Source organism: Clostridium sp. 1001283B150225_161107_B6 (assembly GCF_015556325.1).
Taxonomy (GTDB): Bacteria; Bacillota; Clostridia; order Lachnospirales; family Lachnospiraceae; genus Enterocloster.
Window position 1 is genome coordinate 498725 of sequence record NZ_JADNMD010000003.1, and the last position, 19935, is coordinate 518659.

General features: G+C 50.0%; 15 protein-coding genes. 7 read left to right on the forward strand and 8 right to left on the reverse strand.

Annotated features, from left to right (window positions below; genetic code table 11):
• Positions 1-163 precede the first annotated feature (163 nt).
• The 3 genes from I2H39_RS10795 to I2H39_RS10805 all read left to right on the forward strand — a co-directional run bounded on the left by I2H39_RS10795 (position 164) and on the right by I2H39_RS10805 (position 5192).
• Positions 164-2128, forward strand: coding sequence for a S9 family peptidase (locus I2H39_RS10795; RefSeq protein ID WP_195626437.1), 1965 nt, complete (start codon positions 164-166; stop codon positions 2126-2128).
• Positions 2125-3960 (forward strand): prolyl oligopeptidase family serine peptidase, encoded by a 1836-nt coding sequence (locus I2H39_RS10800; RefSeq protein ID WP_195626438.1) that lies wholly within the window; start codon positions 2125-2127, stop codon positions 3958-3960. The genes I2H39_RS10795 and I2H39_RS10800 overlap by 4 nt, the downstream gene beginning before the upstream one ends.
• 77 nt (positions 3961-4037) lie before the next feature.
• Entirely contained in the window at positions 4038-5192 is a 1155-nt protein-coding gene (locus I2H39_RS10805) for an amidohydrolase (protein ID WP_207739992.1), read from the forward strand.
• A gap of 182 nt (positions 5193-5374) precedes the next feature.
• On the opposite strand, the gene I2H39_RS10810 is transcribed toward I2H39_RS10805, so the two are convergent.
• Positions 5375-6481 carry a hypothetical protein gene (locus tag I2H39_RS10810; protein WP_138310745.1) on the reverse strand — a complete coding sequence of 369 codons (1107 nt, stop codon included), beginning with the start codon at positions 6479-6481 and terminating at the stop codon, positions 5375-5377.
• 219 nt (positions 6482-6700) lie between these two features.
• Between I2H39_RS10810 and I2H39_RS10815 the strand changes: the two genes are divergently transcribed.
• Entirely contained in the window at positions 6701-6967 is a 267-nt protein-coding gene (locus tag I2H39_RS10815) for a hypothetical protein (RefSeq protein WP_138310746.1), read from the forward strand.
• A 13-nt stretch (positions 6968-6980) separates the two neighbouring features.
• On the opposite strand, the gene I2H39_RS10820 is transcribed toward I2H39_RS10815, so the two are convergent.
• The 6 genes from I2H39_RS10820 to I2H39_RS10845 form a co-directional block, all read right to left on the reverse strand.
• Positions 6981-7931 carry an oligopeptide/dipeptide ABC transporter ATP-binding protein gene (locus I2H39_RS10820; RefSeq protein ID WP_138310747.1) on the reverse strand — a complete coding sequence of 317 codons (951 nt, stop codon included), beginning with the start codon at positions 7929-7931 and terminating at the stop codon, positions 6981-6983.
• A complete protein-coding gene (locus tag I2H39_RS10825; protein WP_275892399.1) occupies positions 7924-8940 on the reverse strand; it encodes an ABC transporter ATP-binding protein in 1017 nt (338 codons plus the stop codon). The genes I2H39_RS10820 and I2H39_RS10825 overlap by 8 nt, the downstream gene beginning before the upstream one ends.
• Before the next feature lie 29 nt (positions 8941-8969).
• Positions 8970-10328, reverse strand: coding sequence for a M20/M25/M40 family metallo-hydrolase (locus tag I2H39_RS10830; protein WP_195626439.1), 1359 nt, complete (start codon positions 10326-10328; stop codon positions 8970-8972).
• 30 nt (positions 10329-10358) lie between these two features.
• Positions 10359-11273 carry an ABC transporter permease gene (locus I2H39_RS10835; RefSeq protein WP_138310750.1) on the reverse strand — a complete coding sequence of 305 codons (915 nt, stop codon included), beginning with the start codon at positions 11271-11273 and terminating at the stop codon, positions 10359-10361.
• 14 nt (positions 11274-11287) lie between these two features.
• A complete protein-coding gene (locus I2H39_RS10840; RefSeq protein ID WP_138310751.1) occupies positions 11288-12208 on the reverse strand; it encodes an ABC transporter permease in 921 nt (306 codons plus the stop codon).
• Positions 12209-12321: 113 nt separating this feature from the next.
• Positions 12322-13944 carry a glutathione ABC transporter substrate-binding protein gene (locus I2H39_RS10845; protein ID WP_195626440.1) on the reverse strand — a complete coding sequence of 541 codons (1623 nt, stop codon included), beginning with the start codon at positions 13942-13944 and terminating at the stop codon, positions 12322-12324.
• 240 nt (positions 13945-14184) lie between these two features.
• On the opposite strand from I2H39_RS10845, the gene I2H39_RS10850 reads away from it, so the two are divergent.
• The 3 genes from I2H39_RS10850 to I2H39_RS10860 all read left to right on the forward strand — a co-directional run bounded on the left by I2H39_RS10850 (position 14185) and on the right by I2H39_RS10860 (position 18422).
• Positions 14185-16104 carry a sigma 54-interacting transcriptional regulator gene (locus I2H39_RS10850; protein ID WP_195626441.1) on the forward strand — a complete coding sequence of 640 codons (1920 nt, stop codon included), beginning with the start codon at positions 14185-14187 and terminating at the stop codon, positions 16102-16104.
• Between the two features lie 53 nt (positions 16105-16157).
• A complete protein-coding gene (locus tag I2H39_RS10855; protein WP_195626442.1) occupies positions 16158-16985 on the forward strand; it encodes a MerR family transcriptional regulator in 828 nt (275 codons plus the stop codon).
• Between the two features lie 78 nt (positions 16986-17063).
• On the forward strand, positions 17064-18422 hold the full coding sequence (locus I2H39_RS10860; RefSeq protein WP_195626443.1) for an MATE family efflux transporter: 1359 nt from the start codon (positions 17064-17066) through the stop codon (positions 18420-18422).
• A gap of 111 nt (positions 18423-18533) precedes the next feature.
• Here I2H39_RS10860 and I2H39_RS10865 read toward each other — a convergent pair whose 3' ends face one another.
• The gene (locus tag I2H39_RS10865; protein WP_138310756.1) at positions 18534-19883 is read right to left on the reverse strand and encodes a glucose-6-phosphate isomerase; all 1350 of its coding nucleotides are present in this window, start codon (positions 19881-19883) and stop codon (positions 18534-18536) included.
• Between the last annotated feature and the right edge of the window lie 52 nt (positions 19884-19935).

Genomic DNA, 19935 nt, shown 5'->3' on the forward strand with positions numbered 1-19935 from the left:
CAGAATTTGCTCCGGCATTGTCCGGGAAACCGTTGTTTTGGGAAATAACACGGCTCTATACAAAAGGGCGGTTTTGATGCCACATATCAAAACAGCCCTTTTCTGTTGCGTTACAGAGCAGGAATACGCGTTATAATCCCAATGTCCACCCAGGAGGTTTTTCATGATGAACAAGAACACTGAACATCATTCCATTCCTATAGGGCCTACCGATATTCTGCAATTTCAAAGCCTTTCCAACCTGTCTCTTTCTTTGGACGGAACCCGCGCCGCATTTATGAAGCATCAGTGCAGCAGGACCCAGGATGGATATGATTCTAATCTTTGGATATATGATTTAAGCCGCAGCTGTACTGTCCAGGTGACTTCCGGCAACAAGAAACAGGTGTTTTGCTGGGCCCTGGACGGCTCACTTCTCTATGCCACGCCTGACGGCGAAACCCGCTTCACTAAAATGAATCCAGACGGCAGCCTCAGTCCGGCATTTAACATACCCATACAGGTCAGGGCCATTCAGCCCATAACGGATAGTCTCTGGCTTGTGGAGGCTGCCAGCTATGTAAATGAGGAAGCAAAGGGCCTGCTGACGGAAAAAATCTGCGTGGTCCTGGAGGAGCTGCCTGCCCATTACAATGGCGTGGGGTACACCTCCGGCAGCCGCAGCAGCCTGTATTTGTTTGACCGGATTACCAGCTCACTCCGGCAGATTACTCCTCCCCACTTTGAAACCATGGGCTACAGTCTGTGTATGAAGGAGCTGAAAATCGTCTGCCATGGACATGAGTATACAGATGTCCGTGGAATCAGGGGCAGTGTTTATCTGTATGACATTTCCACCGAAACCGGACGCATGGTTGTGGAGCCCAATATCTACCGCCTGTACTTCGCCTCCATGATGGGACAGAACCTGCTGTTTGCCGGTACAAAGGGAAACCATGACAGCAATGAAAATCCCACATTCTATACACTGAATCTTGCCACCGGAGAAGTATCTGAGCTCTGCTATCCTGACCACTATGTAGGAGGACTGGGCATCGGCTCCGACTGCCGCTATGGAACCGGCACCACCTGCCTGTGTTCCGGCAGCAGCGTATACTTCACCTCAGCACATTTTGAATCCAGCCACCTGTTTCAGGTAACATCCGGCGGCAGCTTCCGACAGATAAGCAGCCAGGAAGGGTCCGTAGACTGTTTTGACATCAAGGGAGATAAGGCTGTTTTCGTCGGAATGCGGGGCATGGGCCTGCAGGAGCTGTATACGTTTAATCTGGCCACGGGTCAGGAAACCAGACTGACACATTTCAACCAGGACTATACGGACAGCCACAGAGTCTGCACACCCATCCCCTGTTATTTCCAAAATCATGACGGCATTACCATAACCGGCTGGGTAATTCCTCCTGCAGATTATGATGAAAACTGTACTTACCCTGCTATTCTGGACATCCATGGCGGTCCCAAGGCCTGCTATGGTATGGTTTTCTACCATGAGATGCAGCTTTGGGCCAATCAGGGGTACTTTGTATTCTTCTGTAATCCCAGGGGAAGCGACGGTCATGGAGATGCCTATTCTGCCATCTCCGGCATCAACGGTACCCTGGACTATGATGATTTGATGGAATTTACCGACCATGTTTTGGAAGTATATCCCCAAATCGACCGAAGCAGGGTGGGCGTCACCGGCGGCTCCTATGGAGGCTTCCTGACCAATTGGATTGCAGGCCATACAGACCGGTTTGCTGCTGCGGCAAGCCAGCGCAGCATCGGTGACTGGATGGTGCATTATGGTGCCTGCGACAGTGGTTTCTGGGGCACCAGTGAGCAGTTCCCCCCTTCACCGCTGTACGATGCTGCAAATGCCTGGAACCATTCCCCCGGAAAATATGCCATGAATATTAAGACACCCATCCTCTTCATCCATTCTGATGAAGACCGCCGCTGCCCTCTGAGTGAAATGATGCCTGTTTATACCGGTGCAGTGCTGGCAGGCACCCCGGTGCGTATGTGCCTGTTCCATGGTGAAAACCATGAACTGTCCCGTGCCGGCAAGCCCCGCTGCCGGATTAAACGCCTGACAGAAATCACAAACTGGATGGATAAATACCTGAAAGGAGAAAGAAAGGCATGAAGCACCCTGAAATATTAAGTCTGCACAACATATCGAATCTGCGCATTTCTCCCGGGGCAGGCCGCTGCGCGTTCCTTGTCCATACTCCCTGCGAAGCAGAAAATAACTATGAAACACACATACATATCAGTGACTTTGCCCAGTCTTATCCCCTTGGAGTATCCGGGATTACAAGCTTTGCCTGGGTGGATGAAGCCACACTGGCGGTTGCACGTCCCAATGGAGACAGCACGCAGTGCGCACTTCTGTCCCTGAAGAACGGTTTGGAGGAGACTGTGTGGGAAATCCCCTTTTCCGCCAGAATTGAAGGCTGGGTTTCCGGGCGGCTTCTCATCTCAGCCCGCCGTCCGATTACGGAAGAAAAGGCCGGGGAGGATGGAGCGTGGACCATCCTGGATGAATTTCCCCTTTGGGAGGACGGCGTGGGATACCGGGCCAAGATTCGCCGCCAGCTTTTTCTTTGCTCCTGCGATGGCCGGTTGAAACGTATCTCTCCGGAGGGCATGGATGTCCGTATTGTATCGGCAGATTTATGCTGTCTGGTCTATGCCGGCTATACTCCCGGAATCCTTGCCGGTGCTGCAAATGAGATTCACTATTGGGACGGAGAAGACCGGGTCCTCTGTAAAAACCATGGGGAAATCAAACATCTTGCTTTAGGCAGCAATTATGCGTTTTTTTACGCGGCTGGTATTGGCAGTGAGGCGGATGCTGCTCCTGCCCTGATGCAGGTTTCCCTGCACACCGGCAATGCCGGAATCCTGTATGCATCCGGAATTGCGGTTGGCAATTACATTGTTTCCGATGTCTGCCTGCAGGAAAAGACTTTTTGTGCGGATGGTGATAATCTCTATTTTGCCGCCACAGAGAAGGGGTCCTCCCAGATTTATAAGCTGGCTGCCGGAGGTGAACCGCTGCCCTTGACCCTTGACCCGGGCAGCATTAACCAGCTGGACGTCCGTGCCGGACGTATTGCCTTTGCCGGTCTGCGCAGGGGAGCCTGTCCGGAGGTCTATATCCTGAAGGATGGAGAGCAGAAGGTTTCAAGCCTTCACAATGAGGACCTGCTTCCCTGCCACCCCATGGTGGAAATCCCCTGCCATGGTATTCAGGGCTGGGCACTACGGGAGGAAACAGATGAAAAGACTTGTCCTGCGGTTTTATTTCTTCACGACGGTCCTCAGCAGGCATTTGGTGAAGTATACCACTTTGGAATGCAGCTGCTTGCCCAAAACGGCTATGTTGTACTGTTTGCCAACCTGCCCGGCAGCATGGGGTATGGCGAAGATTTTTCAAAGCTGGACGGACACTGGGGCGATTATGACTACAACGGTCTTATCCGTTTCCTGGATGCGGCTCTGGACGCCTGTCCTGAGATTGATTCCAGCCGTATGGCTGTGATTGGCACTGGCTACGGAGCTTATCTGGCTGCAACAGCCACGGGGAAATGTGACCGTTTCAGAGCTGCAGTCTGCGATGGGGTCATTTCCAACTGTGTTTCCATGGTATCAACCAGTGATTACGGCATTGAATTTGCCGAAAAACAGATGAAAGCCTGTGCTTTCCGGCAAACCGCCAAACTGTGGACGCGTTCTCCTCTCAGCCGCATCCCTTCCATGAAAACGCCCACCTTGCTGCTCCACGGCGAAAATGACCGCCGCAGTCACCTCTCCCAGGGCCAGATGCTCTTCACCGCCCTAAAGGTTCATGATGTGCCAGCCAGATTATGCGTGTTCCCCGGCCAACATCACGGCCTTGCAGGCAGAGGAACGCCTCTGGCACGGGACCGCTACTACAGCGAAATTCTCCGGTGGCTGAGAATGTATCTGTAACAAATATATTTGGTCTTTTCTGTGCCGGATAACCGGCAGAATTAAATAATAATGAGAAAGGGCAGGAGGAAATCACTATGCTGCTGATTAAAAATGGACTTATTCACAATGCCGTCCGCCGGACTCCTTTTATGGCTGATATTCTGGTGGATAACAAAAGGATTATAAAGATTGAGCCGGATATTGTCCGGGATGGCGCAGAAGTATATGATGCAGCCGGGGCAGAGATTTATCCCGGCTTTGTAGAAGCGCATGCCCATACCGGTCTGTCCGGATACGGCATTGGCTACGAGGGACATGACTATAATGAACTGGGGGACATCATTTCCCCCCAGCTTCGCGCCATAGACGCCATTGAACCCAGGGATGAAACCTTGGCGGAAGCACGAAATGCCGGTGTTACAACCCTCTGCGTGGGCCCGGGCAGTGCAAATGTTCTGGGGGGCACCTTTGCTGCCATCAAACCCGTTGGATGCAGGGTGGAGCAGATGTGTCTTAAAGAGGAGGCTGCCATGAAATGCGCCTTTGGTGAGAATCCGAAGCGCTGCTACCAGGAAAAGGGGAATTCCAGCCGCATGACCACTGCCGCCCGCCTGAGAGAGGTTCTTTTCAGAGCCAGGGAGTATGAAGCCAGGCTGGACAGGGCCGGAGATGATATGGCAGCCCGTCCTCCCTTTGATATGAAGCTCCAGGCCATGCTGCCGGTTCTCCGGAAGGAAATTCCTCTGAAGGCCCACGCCCATCAGGCAAATGACTTTTTTACCGCTCTGCGCATCGCCAGGGAATTTGATGTCAATATTACACTGGAACATGTTACGGAAGGTCACCTGGTTGCAGAAGAACTGGCTCAGGAAAATGTGATGCTGGCCGTGGGGCCCACCCTGGGTCATGCCACGAAGTTTGAACTGAGAAACAAGACCTGGGATACGCCCGGCGTACTGGCGGCCAGCGGCTGCCATGTTTCCATCATTACGGATGCTCCCTTTATCCCCCAGAAGTATCTTACTCTTTGCGCGGGTCTGGCTGTGAAGGCTGGGATGGATGAGTTTGAGGCGCTGAAAGCCATCACGATTCATCCTGCTGAACATATTGGAGTGGCCCACCGGGTAGGCTCCCTGGAAGTGGGAAAGGATGCGGATATTGTAATCACTGACGGAAATCCCTTTGAAATCGAAACCAATATCCTCTCTGTATTTATTGACGGAAAGCAGGTATTTTCCCGGAATCAATAGCATTGCCGTGCCGCCATCATCCCTTCAGGCATAGAGCGTCTGAGGGCACTGGCTCAAGAAATATGGGGCTGCGGCAAAATAGATGGGTGATTCTCTATGGCGCAGCGGCTCCTTCCTTATGCGCGAAACAAAATACGGACTCCGAAGAGTCCGTATTTTTATACTGACAAGCCGTCACAAGCCTATCCTCTGCCCTCAGCCTGTCCTGCATCCCGGTACACCTTAATAGCCTCCGTAATGTTGGACGCCGAACCATCCTGTATAAGCCGTGAAAGCTGCGCCAGTTTATCCGGCTGCAGGAATTCCCTTCCCAGGTATGGTCCATAGGTGTCTGTAATGCGTATATTCTGCTCCTTAATGCTGCTCTCCAGGCTCCGCAGGTTCGCGGACACCTCGTCCAGCTCCTGCCTGAGCCTGTCCATTGTATCCTTATGGCTGGCTATGATTTCATCTGTTATGATAGTCTTTGTCACATTCTCAAAGGTGCTCAGGGCATCCTTTTTCCTGGAAGCTATTTCCGACAGCTCCTGCTCCACACAGGCAATCTCATCGTCATACTTTTCAAGGTCGTATATATCCTCGTTCCCATCCTTCTGAATGGTTCTGGTAATCACCTTTATCTTCTTCTGGTTGGACCTCAGAACATTGCGGATATCCCGTCCCCTTTTAAGCGTGTCCTGGTGACGGAGCCTGGTCCTGTTTCCAATCATCACATAAAGGCCGCCGAACAACAGGACGTCCACAAAATACACAGCCGCCAGATACCAGATAATCCTCTGGGGAATCAGAAAATAAATGCCGCAGGGAATTCCCAAAAAGCAGATTATCAGGGTAAGCAGGAATATCAGTATTTCCTTAAATCCTCTGGGATAGTACAAGGCATAATAAAATGTAGTCCCGCACCAGGCAGGCACCCGGTTCTTCTGGAACAATGTCCTCAGCTGGACCTTCAGGTCCCTGTTGTGTTCCCGCAGTTCGCTGGTCTCCTCGGCAATCCGTTCCTTCATCCCCTGGCTCTTGGCCTTCTCCCGTTTTGCCCTGGCTTTCTTAAGACGTTCCTGGCCTTTTCCAATCTCCTTGTCATAGCTGGAATTAATCTCATCCAAACGCTTTTTAACGGTCTGGTTCACGGAATCGGATACAGCCTTTCCGGCAGTTTCAAGCTCCCGTTCTTTTTTCTCTTCTTCATCCGCCAGCTGGCCGGCCGTATTCTGGTCACAGTTAAGACGGTACACCGCATCCCTGGCATCTGCCAGGAACTTTACATAATCCGTAATTGCCTGTCCCACCTGCATTTCCTCCTTATGGGAACGTTTGTTATTACGTATAGCTTACTACAAATAGTCCCCACGGGCAAGGGATGTTACAAAAAATTCAAATATGGCCGAAATATGACGGATACAGTCACAGCCGGCATTGAGTTTAAAAATGACTTTTAAAACATCGGATTAGATGTTATACTAAAACATCAGAAGCCAATGTAACAGACTTGCAAAAGGAGAAGCACTATGTTCAGAATGTGGGGAAAACTTATGAAAGACAACCATCTGGTCAAGGACACGGTGGCAGTCATGACTGACTACTCACGGTCCAGGACCCAGATGGTATTTGACTCTTTGGATTCTATCTGCTATGAGTTTGACCTGGAAAAACCAATCTGGCTGGAATCTTCTGTTAAGGAATTCCAGCTTCATGATAAGGTACGGTTTACCCAGGATAATTTTATAGAATCCATTGACTTTGATTTTTTGGAAATCCAGGTAATTGAAGAGTAATATCCGGCCTGTTTTAATGCTCCGCCATGTGGCAGCATACCTGATGTCCGGGCGACACCGTATACACAGGCGGCTCTTCCCGCCTGCAGATATCCTGGCACATCAGACAGCGGTTGGCGAATTTGCAGCCAGGCTTGGGATTAATTGGGCTGGGCACATCCCCCTCCAACAGAATCCGTTCCCTCTTATAGCCATACTTGGCAATGGGGACCGCGGAAAGCAACGCCTTAGTATAAGGATGCACGGGATTCTTAAAGAGCTCCCTGGAATCGCATATTTCCACCATCTGTCCCAGATACATTACTAATATCCGGTTGCTGATATGGCGAACCACACTCAGGTCATGGGAAATGAACAGATAGGTCAGCCCCATTGTGCTCTGAAGTTCCTGGAGCAGGTTAAGTATCTGGGCCTGTATGGATACATCCAGGGATGACACCGGTTCGTCACATATGATGAATTCCGGATTCAGGGCCAGCGCCCTTATGATACCCACCCTCTGGCGCCGTCCTCCGTCCAGTTCATGGGGATAGCTGTTAAATAATTTTCTGCTGACACCGCCCTTTGCCATCAAATCCAGTACCCTGTCATTAATCTCCCCGGCCGGATATGTCTTATGTATACGCAGCGGCTCTGCAATGATTTGTCCGATGGTCTTTCTGGGGTCCAGACAGGAATAGGGGTCCTGAAATATAATCTGCATTTTCTTTCTCAATCCCTGCATCTTCCTGTTATCATAGGAAAGAATATCCTCCCCCTGGTATATGACCTGGCCGTCCGTATGCGGAATCAGACGCAGGACCACCCGGCCTACCGTGGATTTTCCGCACCCGCTTTCCCCTACAAGTCCTAACGTCTCCCCCTTATCTATATGGAAACTCACATTATCCACTGCATGGAGCGTACCTGCAGGCACCTTAAAGTACTTCTTCAAGTTGTGAACCTCTAAAATCGTATCACTCATACTGTTCTTCCTTTCTGTATAAATGACATTTTACAGTGTGCTCCCCGCCGATGGACATGTCCTCCGGCTCTGTTGTCCTGCATATATCCATGGCCTTGTCGCATCTCGGACAAAATTTACATCCCGCAGGCAATTCCATGGGGTCGGGCATGGACCCCCTGATTACGTGAAGCATGGCGGACTCCTCCGACTCAATATCAGGGAGACATCCGAACAGTCCCTGTGTATATGGATGGGACGGCTGTTCAAACACTTCCTGTATGGTTCCCTTCTCAATCACACACCCTGCATAAACAACTACCACATAGTCTGCAATTTCCGCCACAACCCCCAGGGCATGGGTAATAAATATGGTAGAAGTCTTATATTTCTCCTTCAGGCCCTTCATCAATTCCAGAATCTGGGCCTGGATAGTCACATCCAGCGCAGTGGTGGGCTCATCTGCAATGAGAAGCTGGGGATTGCAGGACAGTCCCATGGCAATGCACACCCTCTGCTTCATACCTCCGGAAAACTCATGAGGATAGTTTGTAAGGCGCTCCCTGGGAATCCCCACGATTTCCAGCATATCGCCGGCCCTTTTCCAGGCCTCCTTCTGGTCTACATCCTGATGCTGCTTGATGACATCGCTAATCTGGTGCCCTACCGTGTAAACCGGATTTAGGGATGTCATGGGGTTCTGGAATATCATTCCTATTTTCTTTCCCCGGTACTGGCACATGGCCGACTCATTCAGCTTCAGCAAATCCGTGCCCTCAAACAGGATGGAGCCAGATGTGATGACCCCGGGCGGATTTGGCACCAATCCCATGACAGACAGGGCCGTGGTGGTCTTACCTGCCCCTGTCTCCCCCACAAGTCCCACGGTCTTTCCCCTGGGCACATCAAATGACATGTGGTTGATTGCCTTCACCACTCCGTCATATGTGCGGAATTCAATGCTTAAATCTTTTATTTCAAGCAGGTTCTCGCTCATATCCTTTTCCCCTTTCAGCGGCTGTACTGCCAATCACGGACAGCCGCACAAATCTTTCAGGCTCATGCCTGCCTCTTTTTTGCCAGATAATACGGCAATGCTGCCGATGTACGGATTCCCTTGAAAAATCCGCTCAAAACCATACTTTCATTGGGTGCATGGTTCTTTTGGTCTGCCGCGGCATAGGGAATCACAATACTGGGAACTCCCAGATGGCCGGTGAACACAAAATCCGGAGCCACTCCCCCAATTCCGGGGAAAATAATGGGTTCTTCCTCAAACCCGTCCCGCAGGGCCTGGGCTGCCACTTCCACATACGGATGGTCCACCGGCGTCCTTGACGGGGTAACCATCCCATAATGCTTAAGCTCTGCATCCTTAAACCCATGGTTATCCAGATGACGGCGCAGTGTCCTATATATCTTTTCCGGAGTCTGTCCCGGAACCAGGCGCATGTCAATCTTTACAACCGCTTCCCTTGGCAGCACGGTCTTGGACCCATTTCCGGTAAAACCAGATGATAATCCTGCAATATTGCAGGTAGGTTCAAATATAAGATTATAATAGAAATTATCTGACTTCCTTCCCTTTATAAAATGGTCCACTCCATATTGTTTCTTTAAGACCTCTTCATCTGACGGAATCTTAGATACTGCATCTATTTCCAGCTGGCTCAGCGGCCTTACATCATCATAAAACCCATCAATGGTGATATTGCCCTCTGCATCCCGCATTGTATTCAGAAGCTTTACCATCCTCCATGCAGGATTCTGTATACAGGTCGCCATCATGGAATGCAGGTCTGTCTCGGCTTCCCTCAATGTAATCTCCGCATAGCAAAGACCCTTTACACCTAAGTTAATCTGCGGCCTGCCGCTTTCATGATAGTGGCTGTCCGAATAGAAACATACATCACATTTCAACAGTTCTTTATGGCTTTCCACAAAGGTCAGCAAATCAGGGCTTCCGATTTCTTCCTCACCCTCAAAAAGGTACTTTACATTGACAGGAAGCTTTCCCTTCACCTCTGCCCATGCCTGGGCAGCTTTAATATGGGTGAAAAGCTGTGACTTATCGTCTGATACACCTCTGCAGAATATCTTCCCATCCCGTATATCCGGTTCAAACGGGTCGCTCTTCCACTCCTCCAGAGGTTCCGGCGGCTGCACATCATAGTGGCCATATACCAGCATGGTGGGAAGGGATGCATCTTCCATGCGCTCTCCATATACAATGGGATGCCTGTCCGTGGGAAAAATGGAAGCCCTGATACCGCTTTTCTCCATGATTCCGGCAAGAAGCTCTGCGCATTCCTCCACTCCCTCATCCCTGGTGCTTATGCTCTTACACCGCAAAAATGTAAATAATTCCTCTAAATACGCTTCCTTATGCTGTTCTATGTAATCGAAAATCTCTTTCATTCCAATGCCTCACATTCATTGTCTGTTTTATCAGTCACTCTTAAGCTTAGGGTCTAAAATATCCCTTAAGCCGTCGCCAAACAGGTTCAGTCCCAATACCAGGAAAAGGATTGCCAGACCAATGATACTGGTCACATGGGGGGCCACCAACAGATACTGGCGTCCGCTGGACAGCATTGCTCCCCACTCCGGTGTGGGCGGCTGGGCGCCGATTCCTAAAAATCCCATTCCGGATGTAGTTAATACCGCATTTCCGAAATTCAAAGTAGCCAGAACAATTAACGGCGACATAATGTTGGGCAGGATATGTGATACGATAATCCGGAAATTGTTGGCGCCCAGGGCTTTGGCTGCCTCGATATATTCCCCATTCTTAATCGCCAGTGTCTCGCTTCGGGCCATGCGCGCAAAATTCGGCACTGTATAGATTGATACAGCCATGACCGCATTGGTAAGATTGGCCCCCAGCACTGCCACGAACAAAATACACAGGAGCAGCTGCGGAAATGCCATCAGCACATCCATGATACGCATCAGCATGAAATCCATCTTTCCTCCATAGTAGCCTGACACGATACCCAGGGGCACCCCAATAAAAAATGCAGCCAGAACCACCGTAACGCCGATGCCAATTGAAATTCTGGCCCCATAAACAAGACGGCTCAGGATATCACGTCCCAGCTCATCCGTTCCAAGCAGATGCCCTTCTATGGTCCCCGGGGCTTTCAGCATGATGCTGAAGTTAGCCTCCTCCGGGTCATAAGGAGCAATCCAAGGCGCGGCAATTGCTATAGCCACATACAGCAGTACAATCACCAGGCCTAAAACAGCGATTTTTCTCTTTTTAAAATTATGCCAGAAGCGCTTAATCTGATACGATTTGGAAATCTTGATATCCGCCTGCAAAGCGCCTTCAGCTGCTGGATTCTCTGTCTTCTCCGGCATTCGTCTCCCTCCCATCAGGACAATTTGATTCTTGGATTGATGACTGCATACAGAAGGTCTACAATCAAATTAACAATCACAAACGATGCGGCAATAACCAGGATGGCTGACTGCACCACCTGAAAGTCCCTTGCCTTGATTGACGTCACGATTAAATCTCCCAGGCCCGGCCATCCGAATACCTTCTCTGTAATGACGGCTCCGCCAATCAAAAGGCCAAACTGAAGTCCGGCAACCGTCACAATGGCATTCATGGCATTCTTTAACGCACATCCGAATATGACCTTTCTTTTGCTGAATCCCTGGGCCCTGGCGGTCTGGATGTAATCCTGACCCAATATTTCCAGGGTACTGGAGCGGGTCATACGGGCAATGGTCGCCAGACTTCTGGACGAAAGAGTCACCGTAGGCAAAATCAGGCTCAGCGCAGTGGACTGGGGTGTAATAGGAAGCCATTGAAGCTTGACACAGACAACCAGCATCAGCATCAGACCCAGATAAAATGCCGGTGTGGAAAGGCCTATCAGGGCCAGGAACATACATAGATTATCCCATATGGAAAACCGTTTCACGGCTGACAGCAGGCCAATCCCTACACCGCCTATGATTGCCACAATTGTGGATGTGGCTGCCAATAAAAGAGTATTTGGATAACGTACTGCCAGCTCTTCTGCCACAGGCCGGCCGGTTCTTGTAGATGTGCCAAAATTCCCCTGGAGAATACCTCCAACATATTTAAAATACTGTACGTACAGAGGCTTATCATATCCATACGCCACCCGAATCCGCTCCACGTCCTCCGTTGTAGCCTGCTCACCTGCTATTAGCCGGGCCGGGTCGCCGGGCATCATATGTACCATCAGAAATACTAAAAGGGAGACTACAATAAGCACTGGAATCAAAGACAACATTCGTTTAAAAATATATTTTGCCATTGACCGCCCTGTTCCTTTCTTAACTTCCCTCCCCGGGATACATCCGGGGGAGGGAACCATTTTTTTATATTGCATTTACAGATTACATTGTTCTATATCCTGTTTTTATCACATTACTTTCTGTTCAGATATGCCAGTTCAATTGTCTCATTCGGATAGATAACCAGTCCTGATACGTCTGCCCTTGTGCCGAATGTCTGGTTCTCATAATACAGGATGACGGACGCCCGGTCCTCATGGATGATGTCCTGCATCTTATACAGCAGTTCCTTGCGGGCGGACTCATCTGCCGTACGCTGCTGCTCCTCGCATACCTTGTCATATTCAGGGTTGGAGTAGAATGTATAGTTCTGAAGCTCCCCTGACCTGTAATTATACATAAGGTCCTGGGCCAAATCTCCGGTTGCGCATCCCTTTCCTAACAGGAAGATTTCCGTATCTCCGGCAGCTGCTGCTTCCGTATAAGCGCCCCAGTCCAGAACATTAACCTCTGCTGTAATGCCTACCTGTGACAGCATGGCCTGGATGGCTTCTGCAACCTGGCGGTCCATTGCATACCTGCCTTCAGGAGTATTAATCTTTGTGGTAAATCCGTCCGGATAACCGGCCTCTGCCAATAACTGTTTTGCCTTTTCAGGGTCGTATTTATAATCGTCTCCAATTCCCGGTTTTGCATTCTGGATTGAAGATGAGATAACTCCGGTAGACGGGAAGGTCACATATCCCCCTAAAATGCCATTGATGATGGCGTCGCGGTCAATTGCATAGTCAATTGCCTCGCGGACCTTCAGATTTGCAAGCTTCTCATCCTGGAAATTAAGTCCCAGATAAATGGTGCGGTAACCGGGAACCATCTCCACCTCAACATTGGGGTCGCTCTGAAGCTCATCCACTAAAACACTTGGAATGTTAGCTGCAACATCTGCATCACCTGTCTTAAGCATCATTGCCCTTGCAGAATCCTCGGCAATTATCTTTATATCAATGGTTTCTGCCGTTGCCGGGGTCCCCCAATAGGTTTCATTTTTCTCCAGGGACATGGAAGTGCCTGGAATCCACTCCTTCAGTTTAAGGGGACCGGTGCCCGCTGCATGGGTGCTGTAATCCTTCCCATACTCCTCCAGGGCCTTCGGACTCATCATGCCCGTACTGTATGTACTGACCATGGCCGGAATTACCGCGCAGGGCTGGTCCAGGATAAATTTAATTTCGTGGTCATTGACAATTTCAAAATCCGTAATCATATTCACCAGGGAAGACTTGGGTGAGCCTGTTGCAGGGTCCTTAAGACGCTCAATATTGTATTTCACTGCCTCGGCATTAAAGGGTTCGCCGTCATGGAACGTAACTCCCTCCCTTAACTTAAAGGTCCACTCGGTTGCATCCTCATTTGGGGACCATTCCGTTGCCAGTACCGGCTGGAAATTGCCTTCCAAATCCCGTTTCACCAGGTTCTCATGTATCTGCACAGATACACGGCCGGTATTTGCATCACTCATGAGATGGGTATCCATGGTAAGGGGCTCCGTACCTATCACATACGTAAAATGATTGCCTGCCGTGGACTGTCCTGCCGTGGACTGGCCTGCCGATGCGGAGGCAGTTGTATCGGCTGTGCCGGCTGCACCTGCTGCCTCCCCCGTACTTGTCTGGTTACTGGCTGTCCCGGAGCATGCGCTCAAAACAAACAGGGATGCCATAGCCATTGCTAAAACCTTTACTGTTCTTTTTTTCATTGTCATTCCTCCTATGATTTTATACAGAGCCGGTTAGGGCCTTTCTTGGATACTTATATAACTAGCAAATCACATGCCAACATATATATAATTACACAATTCACTGCAAATAGCCATAAGCTGCCATTAAATTGTGACTGATTAAAGAAAATTATTTTTCAAATCCTTCTTGTGTTTTTCGCAACAGTGTTGTAGTATTGAAGCAACGTTGCGTGCGTTGCATCATCCAGGAGGTACTTTATGCTGATAAATATCATTTTTATTATCCCCTATCCGGAATTGGAGGAAAGGGTCAACAAAATTTTCCAGAATCACCCCCTCCGGGCAAGGCTGAGAAAAAGAATCGAGATGCGCACGGCCGATGAGCTTGAAACATTTTCATTTAACGCCCACAGCGATGTCATTATAGCCCGCGGCTACACGGCCTGCGGCCTGCGCAGGATGACCCCGGAACTCCCTATCATAGAACTTCCCATAACGGCCTATGATTTGATTCGGGCTCTCAATGAGTGTATCACTCTTTATTCACCCAAGAAAGTGGCATTTATTGGAAATTATACCGCCCTTGCGGAGGCGGATGAACTGGGCAGCTTTGTAAACTGTGATATTAAAAGCTACCATTCCGAATCCACGGATGACATTACCAAAGCAATTGACCAGGCTGTGGCTGACGGCTATACTGCCTTCATAGGCGGATATTCCGTCAATTTAATCTGTTCCCAGAGGGGACTTCCATCCGTCACCATACGCACGGGCAATGAGGCCGTTACCAGGGCCCTGGACGAGGCTGTGCGTACCGTGGATGTGGTCCGTATGGAACGGGAACGCTCGGCCATGTTCACCACCATTACCCAGACAGCCATGGATGGGGTATTATATGTGGATACACAGCAGACCATAAAAATATGCAACCCCGCTGCCCTGAAGATGTACACAGGGCCAAAGAAGAAGCTCCAGGGTCTTTCCCTGCAGTCCGCCTTCCCCTTCCTCTCAGAGCCGGTTTCTGCTGTGATAAATTCGGGAACAGAGCTTCCCAACCAGCTCATACGGTGGAAAAACTACACAATCAACGCCACCATCCATCCTGTCATTATCAACAGCCGCTTAACCGGTATCGTGGTAACCTTCCAGGATGTAACACAGATTCAGCAGGTGGAAATCCAGATACGTAAGAAGATGACTGATAAAGGGCTTAACGCCCATTACCACTTTGATGATATTATCCATGAAAGCCCGGAAATAGATTATGTAATCGAAAAAGCGAAAAAGTTCGCTTCTGTCTCCTCAAATATCCTTATAGAGGGGGAAACCGGCACCGGAAAGGAATTGTTTGCGCAAAGCATACATAATGCCAGCACCCGCTGCAACGGTCCATTTGTGGCAGTCAACTGCGCCGCACTGCCGGAAAACCTGCTGGAAAGCGAACTGTTCGGATATGTGGAGGGTGCATTTACCGGTACAGCCAAGGGCGGTAAAACCGGCCTCTTTGAGCTGGCCCACAAGGGAACCCTGTTCCTGGATGAAATTTCCGAAATCCCCCTCAGCATCCAGGGCAAACTGCTCCGCGTCCTCCAGGAGCATGAGGTCCGGAGGGTGGGCGGGGACCGGGTGATTTCCGTGGATGTACGTATCATTGCCGCCACCAATCACAGCCTGAGCCACATAACAGAGCAGGGGCGGTTCCGCCAGGACCTTTTATACCGCCTGAATGTATTGAAGCTGTTCCTGCCTCCTTTGCGCAGGCGCTGCGGCGATACCAAGATACTTTTCCTCCATTATTTAAATCTGTATTACCGGCAATTGGGCAGAATCATCCCCCATGTGGCCACAGCAGCCATACAGATGCTGTCTGATTACCATTTCCCCGGAAATATCCGCGAATTGAGAAATGTCACGGAACGGCTGGTTGTTATATGTATGGATAAAGAAGAAATAACGTCAGATGATATGCGGGAGGCGCTGCATCCCGAAGAGCTGCCGGCAAAATTCCAGTCCGCGGACACGCCCATTCCGCCTTTTTACCAGGATGGGGAGCGTGAATTCCTGATTCGGATGTTAGAAGAATCAAATTATAATCAGACCCTGACTGCTGAGAAGCTCGGCATTAACCGGACAACCCTGTGGAGACGCATGAAAAAGCACGGTATACGGCGGCCTTAAGACATCTGTAAATACAGTGTGTATCAACTTTATACCACAAGCGGAGGGATATCATGAAAAACCTATTTACAATCGGAGAAATGGCCGAACTCTTCGGCATCAACATACGTACCCTGCGCTATTATGACGGAATCGGCATCCTGCGCCCGGAGACAACAGACCCGGAAACCGGATACCGGTATTACTCCACCCGACAGTTTGAACGGCTGAATACCATCAAATATCTCCGGGCCCTGGGCGTATCTCTCAAGAAAATTTCATTGTTTTTTGAAAACAGGGATGTGGATATTATGCTGGGACTGCTCAAAGAACAGAGGGAAGAAACACAGGCAAAAATCAGTGAACTGATACAGATTGAACAGAAGCTGGAATACCGCCTGAAGGCCCTGGAGGATGCCATGGACACACAATGCGGCCAAATCAGAATCCTTCATTTGGAACAGAGGCCCATTGCATATCTGCGCAAGGATATTAAACTGGGAGAGGACCTGGAATTCCCCCTCCGTGAGCTGGAAAGGGCCAATACGCTGGAACCTGCAATGTTCCTGGGCAAGGTAGGCGTGTCCCTGTCATCCGTTAATCTGAAGGCCCGGAGATTTGAATCATTTTCAGGTATTTTTGTACTTCTCGAGAAGGAGGACCACTATCAGGGAGAGGAACAGCATCTGCAGGCCGGGGACTATATAAGCGTCCGCTTTTCAGGCACCCATCAGGAGGCGTCCCAGCACTATATACTGCTTTTGGAATACATGGACCGGATGGGCTATTCCTGCTGCGGGGATTCCGTGGAAATCACCTTGATTGACGCGGGCTTCACCAATGATGTGTCCCGGTATGTGACGGAAATACAGATTCCTTTTTCAAGAAAATCAGAAAATTAGACATTTCTTATTGACCCTCTAGTTACTGGAGGGTTTATTTTTATACATAACAAATGTTAGATTGAGGAGAGGTTCAACATGAAAAACAGTAATCTGCTGACAGAAGGAAATGTATTTCACGTGCTGCTGGCGTTCTCTGTCCCATTTCTGGTTGCCAATGTGATACAGGCCCTTTACGGCGCTGTGGACCTGATGGTCATCGGATGGTACTGCCCGCCGGAGAGCGTGGCCGCTGTTTCCACCGGAACCCAGGTCACCCAGATTATCACCAGCATGGTATCCGGCCTGACCCTGGGCGGCACCATACTGGTGGGAAAATACACCGGCATGAAGGATGATGAAAGGACCTGCCGCACCATCGGGACCACTCTGTCCGTATTTGCGGTTGTGGCATTGGCACTGACCTTTGGAATGCTGATTTTCAGGGACACCATACTTGCAGCCTTAAAGACGCCGGCCGCCTCCATGGATGAAGCCAGGCAGTATGTGACCATCTGCTTCTGCGGTATATTTTTCATCTGCGGCTACAATGCCATCAGCGCCATATTAAGAGGGTACGGAGACTCTCGCAGGCCCATGTATTTTGTGGCGCTGTCCTGTGTGCTCAACATTGCAGGCGATATTATTTTTGTCAAGTATCTGGGATTGGGCGTGGCCGGCACGGCCCTGGCAACCGTCCTCTCCCAATCCATCAGCATGATATGCTCCATTGTCTACCTTAACAGGAAGAAGTTCATATTTACCTTTACCCTTAAAAACCTGCGCATTGACAGGGACAGGCTGAAGGAGCTGGCCATGGTGGGCATCCCCATCTCTTCCCAGGAGTGCATGGTCCGGCTGTCCTTTCTGTATCTGACTTCGGTCACCAACCGTCTGGGGGTAAATGCAGCTGCAGCAGTTGGCATTGCCAGCAAATACGATGTGTTTGCCATGCTTCCCGCCACCTCCATCGCCAGCGCCCTGGCTGCCATCACAGCCCAGAACTACGGCGCCGGAAAACCGGGGCGGGCAAGGAAATCCCTGGCCGCCGGCATTGGATTCGCGGTGCTGGCCTCCTCTGTCTTCTTCCTGTGGGCCCAGCTGTCCCCCCGGACCATGATTGGACTTTTTAACACCAATCCCCACATCATAGAGGCCGGAATCCCCTTCTTTCATTCCTGCAGCATTGATTACCTGGCTGTTTCCTTTGTATTCTGTCTCAACGGCTTTATGAACGGCCGTTCCAAAACAGTTTTTACCATGGTCAGCTGCTGTTTCGGCGCCCTGGCCCTCAGAATGCCTCTCATATGGCTGGCCTACACCTACTGCCCTGATAACCTGTTTGTCATAGGATTGATTGCGCCCGCTGTGTCCGGCTTTATGGCAGTGTATACCATGTTCTTTGTGATACGGCAATTAAAACAGGATGCCCGGGCAATCGAAAAGCCGTCCTGCTGACTCACCCCATCAGCAGGACGGCCTTTTCTCTATGCCGTATCTCTGTTAAGCTTTTATCTCACTTAGATTCATATGGCATGACCGGCCAGTCATCCCGAAACCGCACCGTCATTACAGCCGCTTTAGCAGTTCCTCTCTCTGAGCCTCATATCCAGGCTTACCCAGCAATGCAAACATGTTCTTCTTGTAGCTCTCCACACCCGGCTGGTTAAACGGATTCACGCCCAGGATATATCCGCTGACACCGCAGGCAAACTCGAAGAAGTAGAACAGCTCTCCCAGATAGAACTCGTTCTGCTCCGGAATCTTAACCATCAGGTTGGGTACATTGCCGTCGGTGTGAGCCAGGATAGTTCCGTTCATGGCGCTCTTATTTACAAAATCCACACTCTTCCCTGCCAGGTAATTCATGCCGTCGGTATCCACGTCTTCTTTATTCAGAAGAATCTCGGCAGGAGATTCTTCAACATTGAGAACTGTCTCAAACATGATACGTGCTCCGTCCTGTATGAACTGTCCCATGGAGTGAAGGTCTGTGGTCAAATCCACTGCCGCCGGGAAAATGCCCCTCTGGTCCTTGCCCTCGCTCTCGCCATAGAGCTGTTTCCACCACTCGGACACATAGTGAAGGCTTGGCTCATAGTTGGCCACAATTTCAACTGCCTTTCCCTTGCGGTGGAGAATGTTACGCACAGCTGCATACTGAAGGGCTGCGTTGGATTCATATGGTGTCTCCAGGGCTTTCTGCCTGCCTGAAGCAGCACCCTCCATTAACTTATCAATATCCGCTCCACTCACTGCAATCGGAAGAAGGCCTACAGCCGTCAATACGGAGAAACGTCCGCCCACATCATCCGGCACAACGAATTCTTCATAGCCTTCTTCGTCTGCCAGGTTCTTTAGGGCGCCTTTAGCCTTGTCAGTGGTTGCGTAGATGCGCTTGTTGGCTTCTTCTCTGCCATATTTTTCAATGAGCATTTCCTTAAATACACGGAATGCAATTGCAGGTTCTGTGGTAGTGCCTGACTTGGAAATGATGTTGACGGAGAAATCCTTGCCGTCCAGTACCTGCTTTAAGTCACGGATATATTTACTGCTGATGCTGTTGCCTACAAAATAAATCTCAGGTGTCTTGCGAACGCTCTTGGGTAACACATTATAAAAGCTGTGTGACAGAAATTCAATGGCTGCCCTTGCCCCCAGATAGGAGCCGCCGATGCCTACCACCAGCAGGACATCAGAATCATTCTGAATCTTTTCCGCCGCCTTCTTAATCCTTGCAAATTCGGCCTTATCATAATCTACCGGCAAATCGATCCATCCCAGAAAATCATTACCGGCGCCAGTCTTGCTCAGCAAGGTCTCCTTTGCACTCATGACTGTGGTCTTAAAGTTGGCCATCTCTTCCGCAGAAACGAATCCTGCTGCCTTGGAATAATCAAACATAACTTCCTTTCCCATAACTCGCGCTCTCCTTTTCTTATGTCCATGGACCATCTGCCCATGATTCTAT

Bases quoted from the DNA above. Each gene is read 5' to 3' on its own strand.
- I2H39_RS10795 (WP_195626437.1), top strand. From the start codon at position 164: ATGATGAACAAGAACACTGAACATCATTCCATTCCTATAGGGCCTACC.
- I2H39_RS10800 (WP_195626438.1), top strand. From the start codon at position 2,125: ATGAAGCACCCTGAAATATTAAGTCTGCACAACATATCGAATCTGCGC.
- I2H39_RS10805 (WP_207739992.1), top strand. From the start codon at position 4,038: ATGCTGCTGATTAAAAATGGACTTATTCACAATGCCGTCCGCCGGACT.
- I2H39_RS10815 (WP_138310746.1), top strand. From the start codon at position 6,701: ATGTTCAGAATGTGGGGAAAACTTATGAAAGACAACCATCTGGTCAAG.
- I2H39_RS10820 (WP_138310747.1), bottom strand. From the start codon at position 7,931: ATGAGTGATACGATTTTAGAGGTTCACAACTTGAAGAAGTACTTTAAG.
- I2H39_RS10830 (WP_195626439.1), bottom strand. From the start codon at position 10,328: ATGAAAGAGATTTTCGATTACATAGAACAGCATAAGGAAGCGTATTTA.
- I2H39_RS10835 (WP_138310750.1), bottom strand. From the start codon at position 11,273: ATGCCGGAGAAGACAGAGAATCCAGCAGCTGAAGGCGCTTTGCAGGCG.
- I2H39_RS10840 (WP_138310751.1), bottom strand. From the start codon at position 12,208: ATGGCAAAATATATTTTTAAACGAATGTTGTCTTTGATTCCAGTGCTT.
- I2H39_RS10845 (WP_195626440.1), bottom strand. From the start codon at position 13,944: ATGAAAAAAAGAACAGTAAAGGTTTTAGCAATGGCTATGGCATCCCTG.
- I2H39_RS10850 (WP_195626441.1), top strand. From the start codon at position 14,185: ATGCTGATAAATATCATTTTTATTATCCCCTATCCGGAATTGGAGGAA.
- I2H39_RS10855 (WP_195626442.1), top strand. From the start codon at position 16,158: ATGAAAAACCTATTTACAATCGGAGAAATGGCCGAACTCTTCGGCATC.
- I2H39_RS10860 (WP_195626443.1), top strand. From the start codon at position 17,064: ATGAAAAACAGTAATCTGCTGACAGAAGGAAATGTATTTCACGTGCTG.
- I2H39_RS10865 (WP_138310756.1), bottom strand. From the start codon at position 19,883: ATGGGAAAGGAAGTTATGTTTGATTATTCCAAGGCAGCAGGATTCGTT.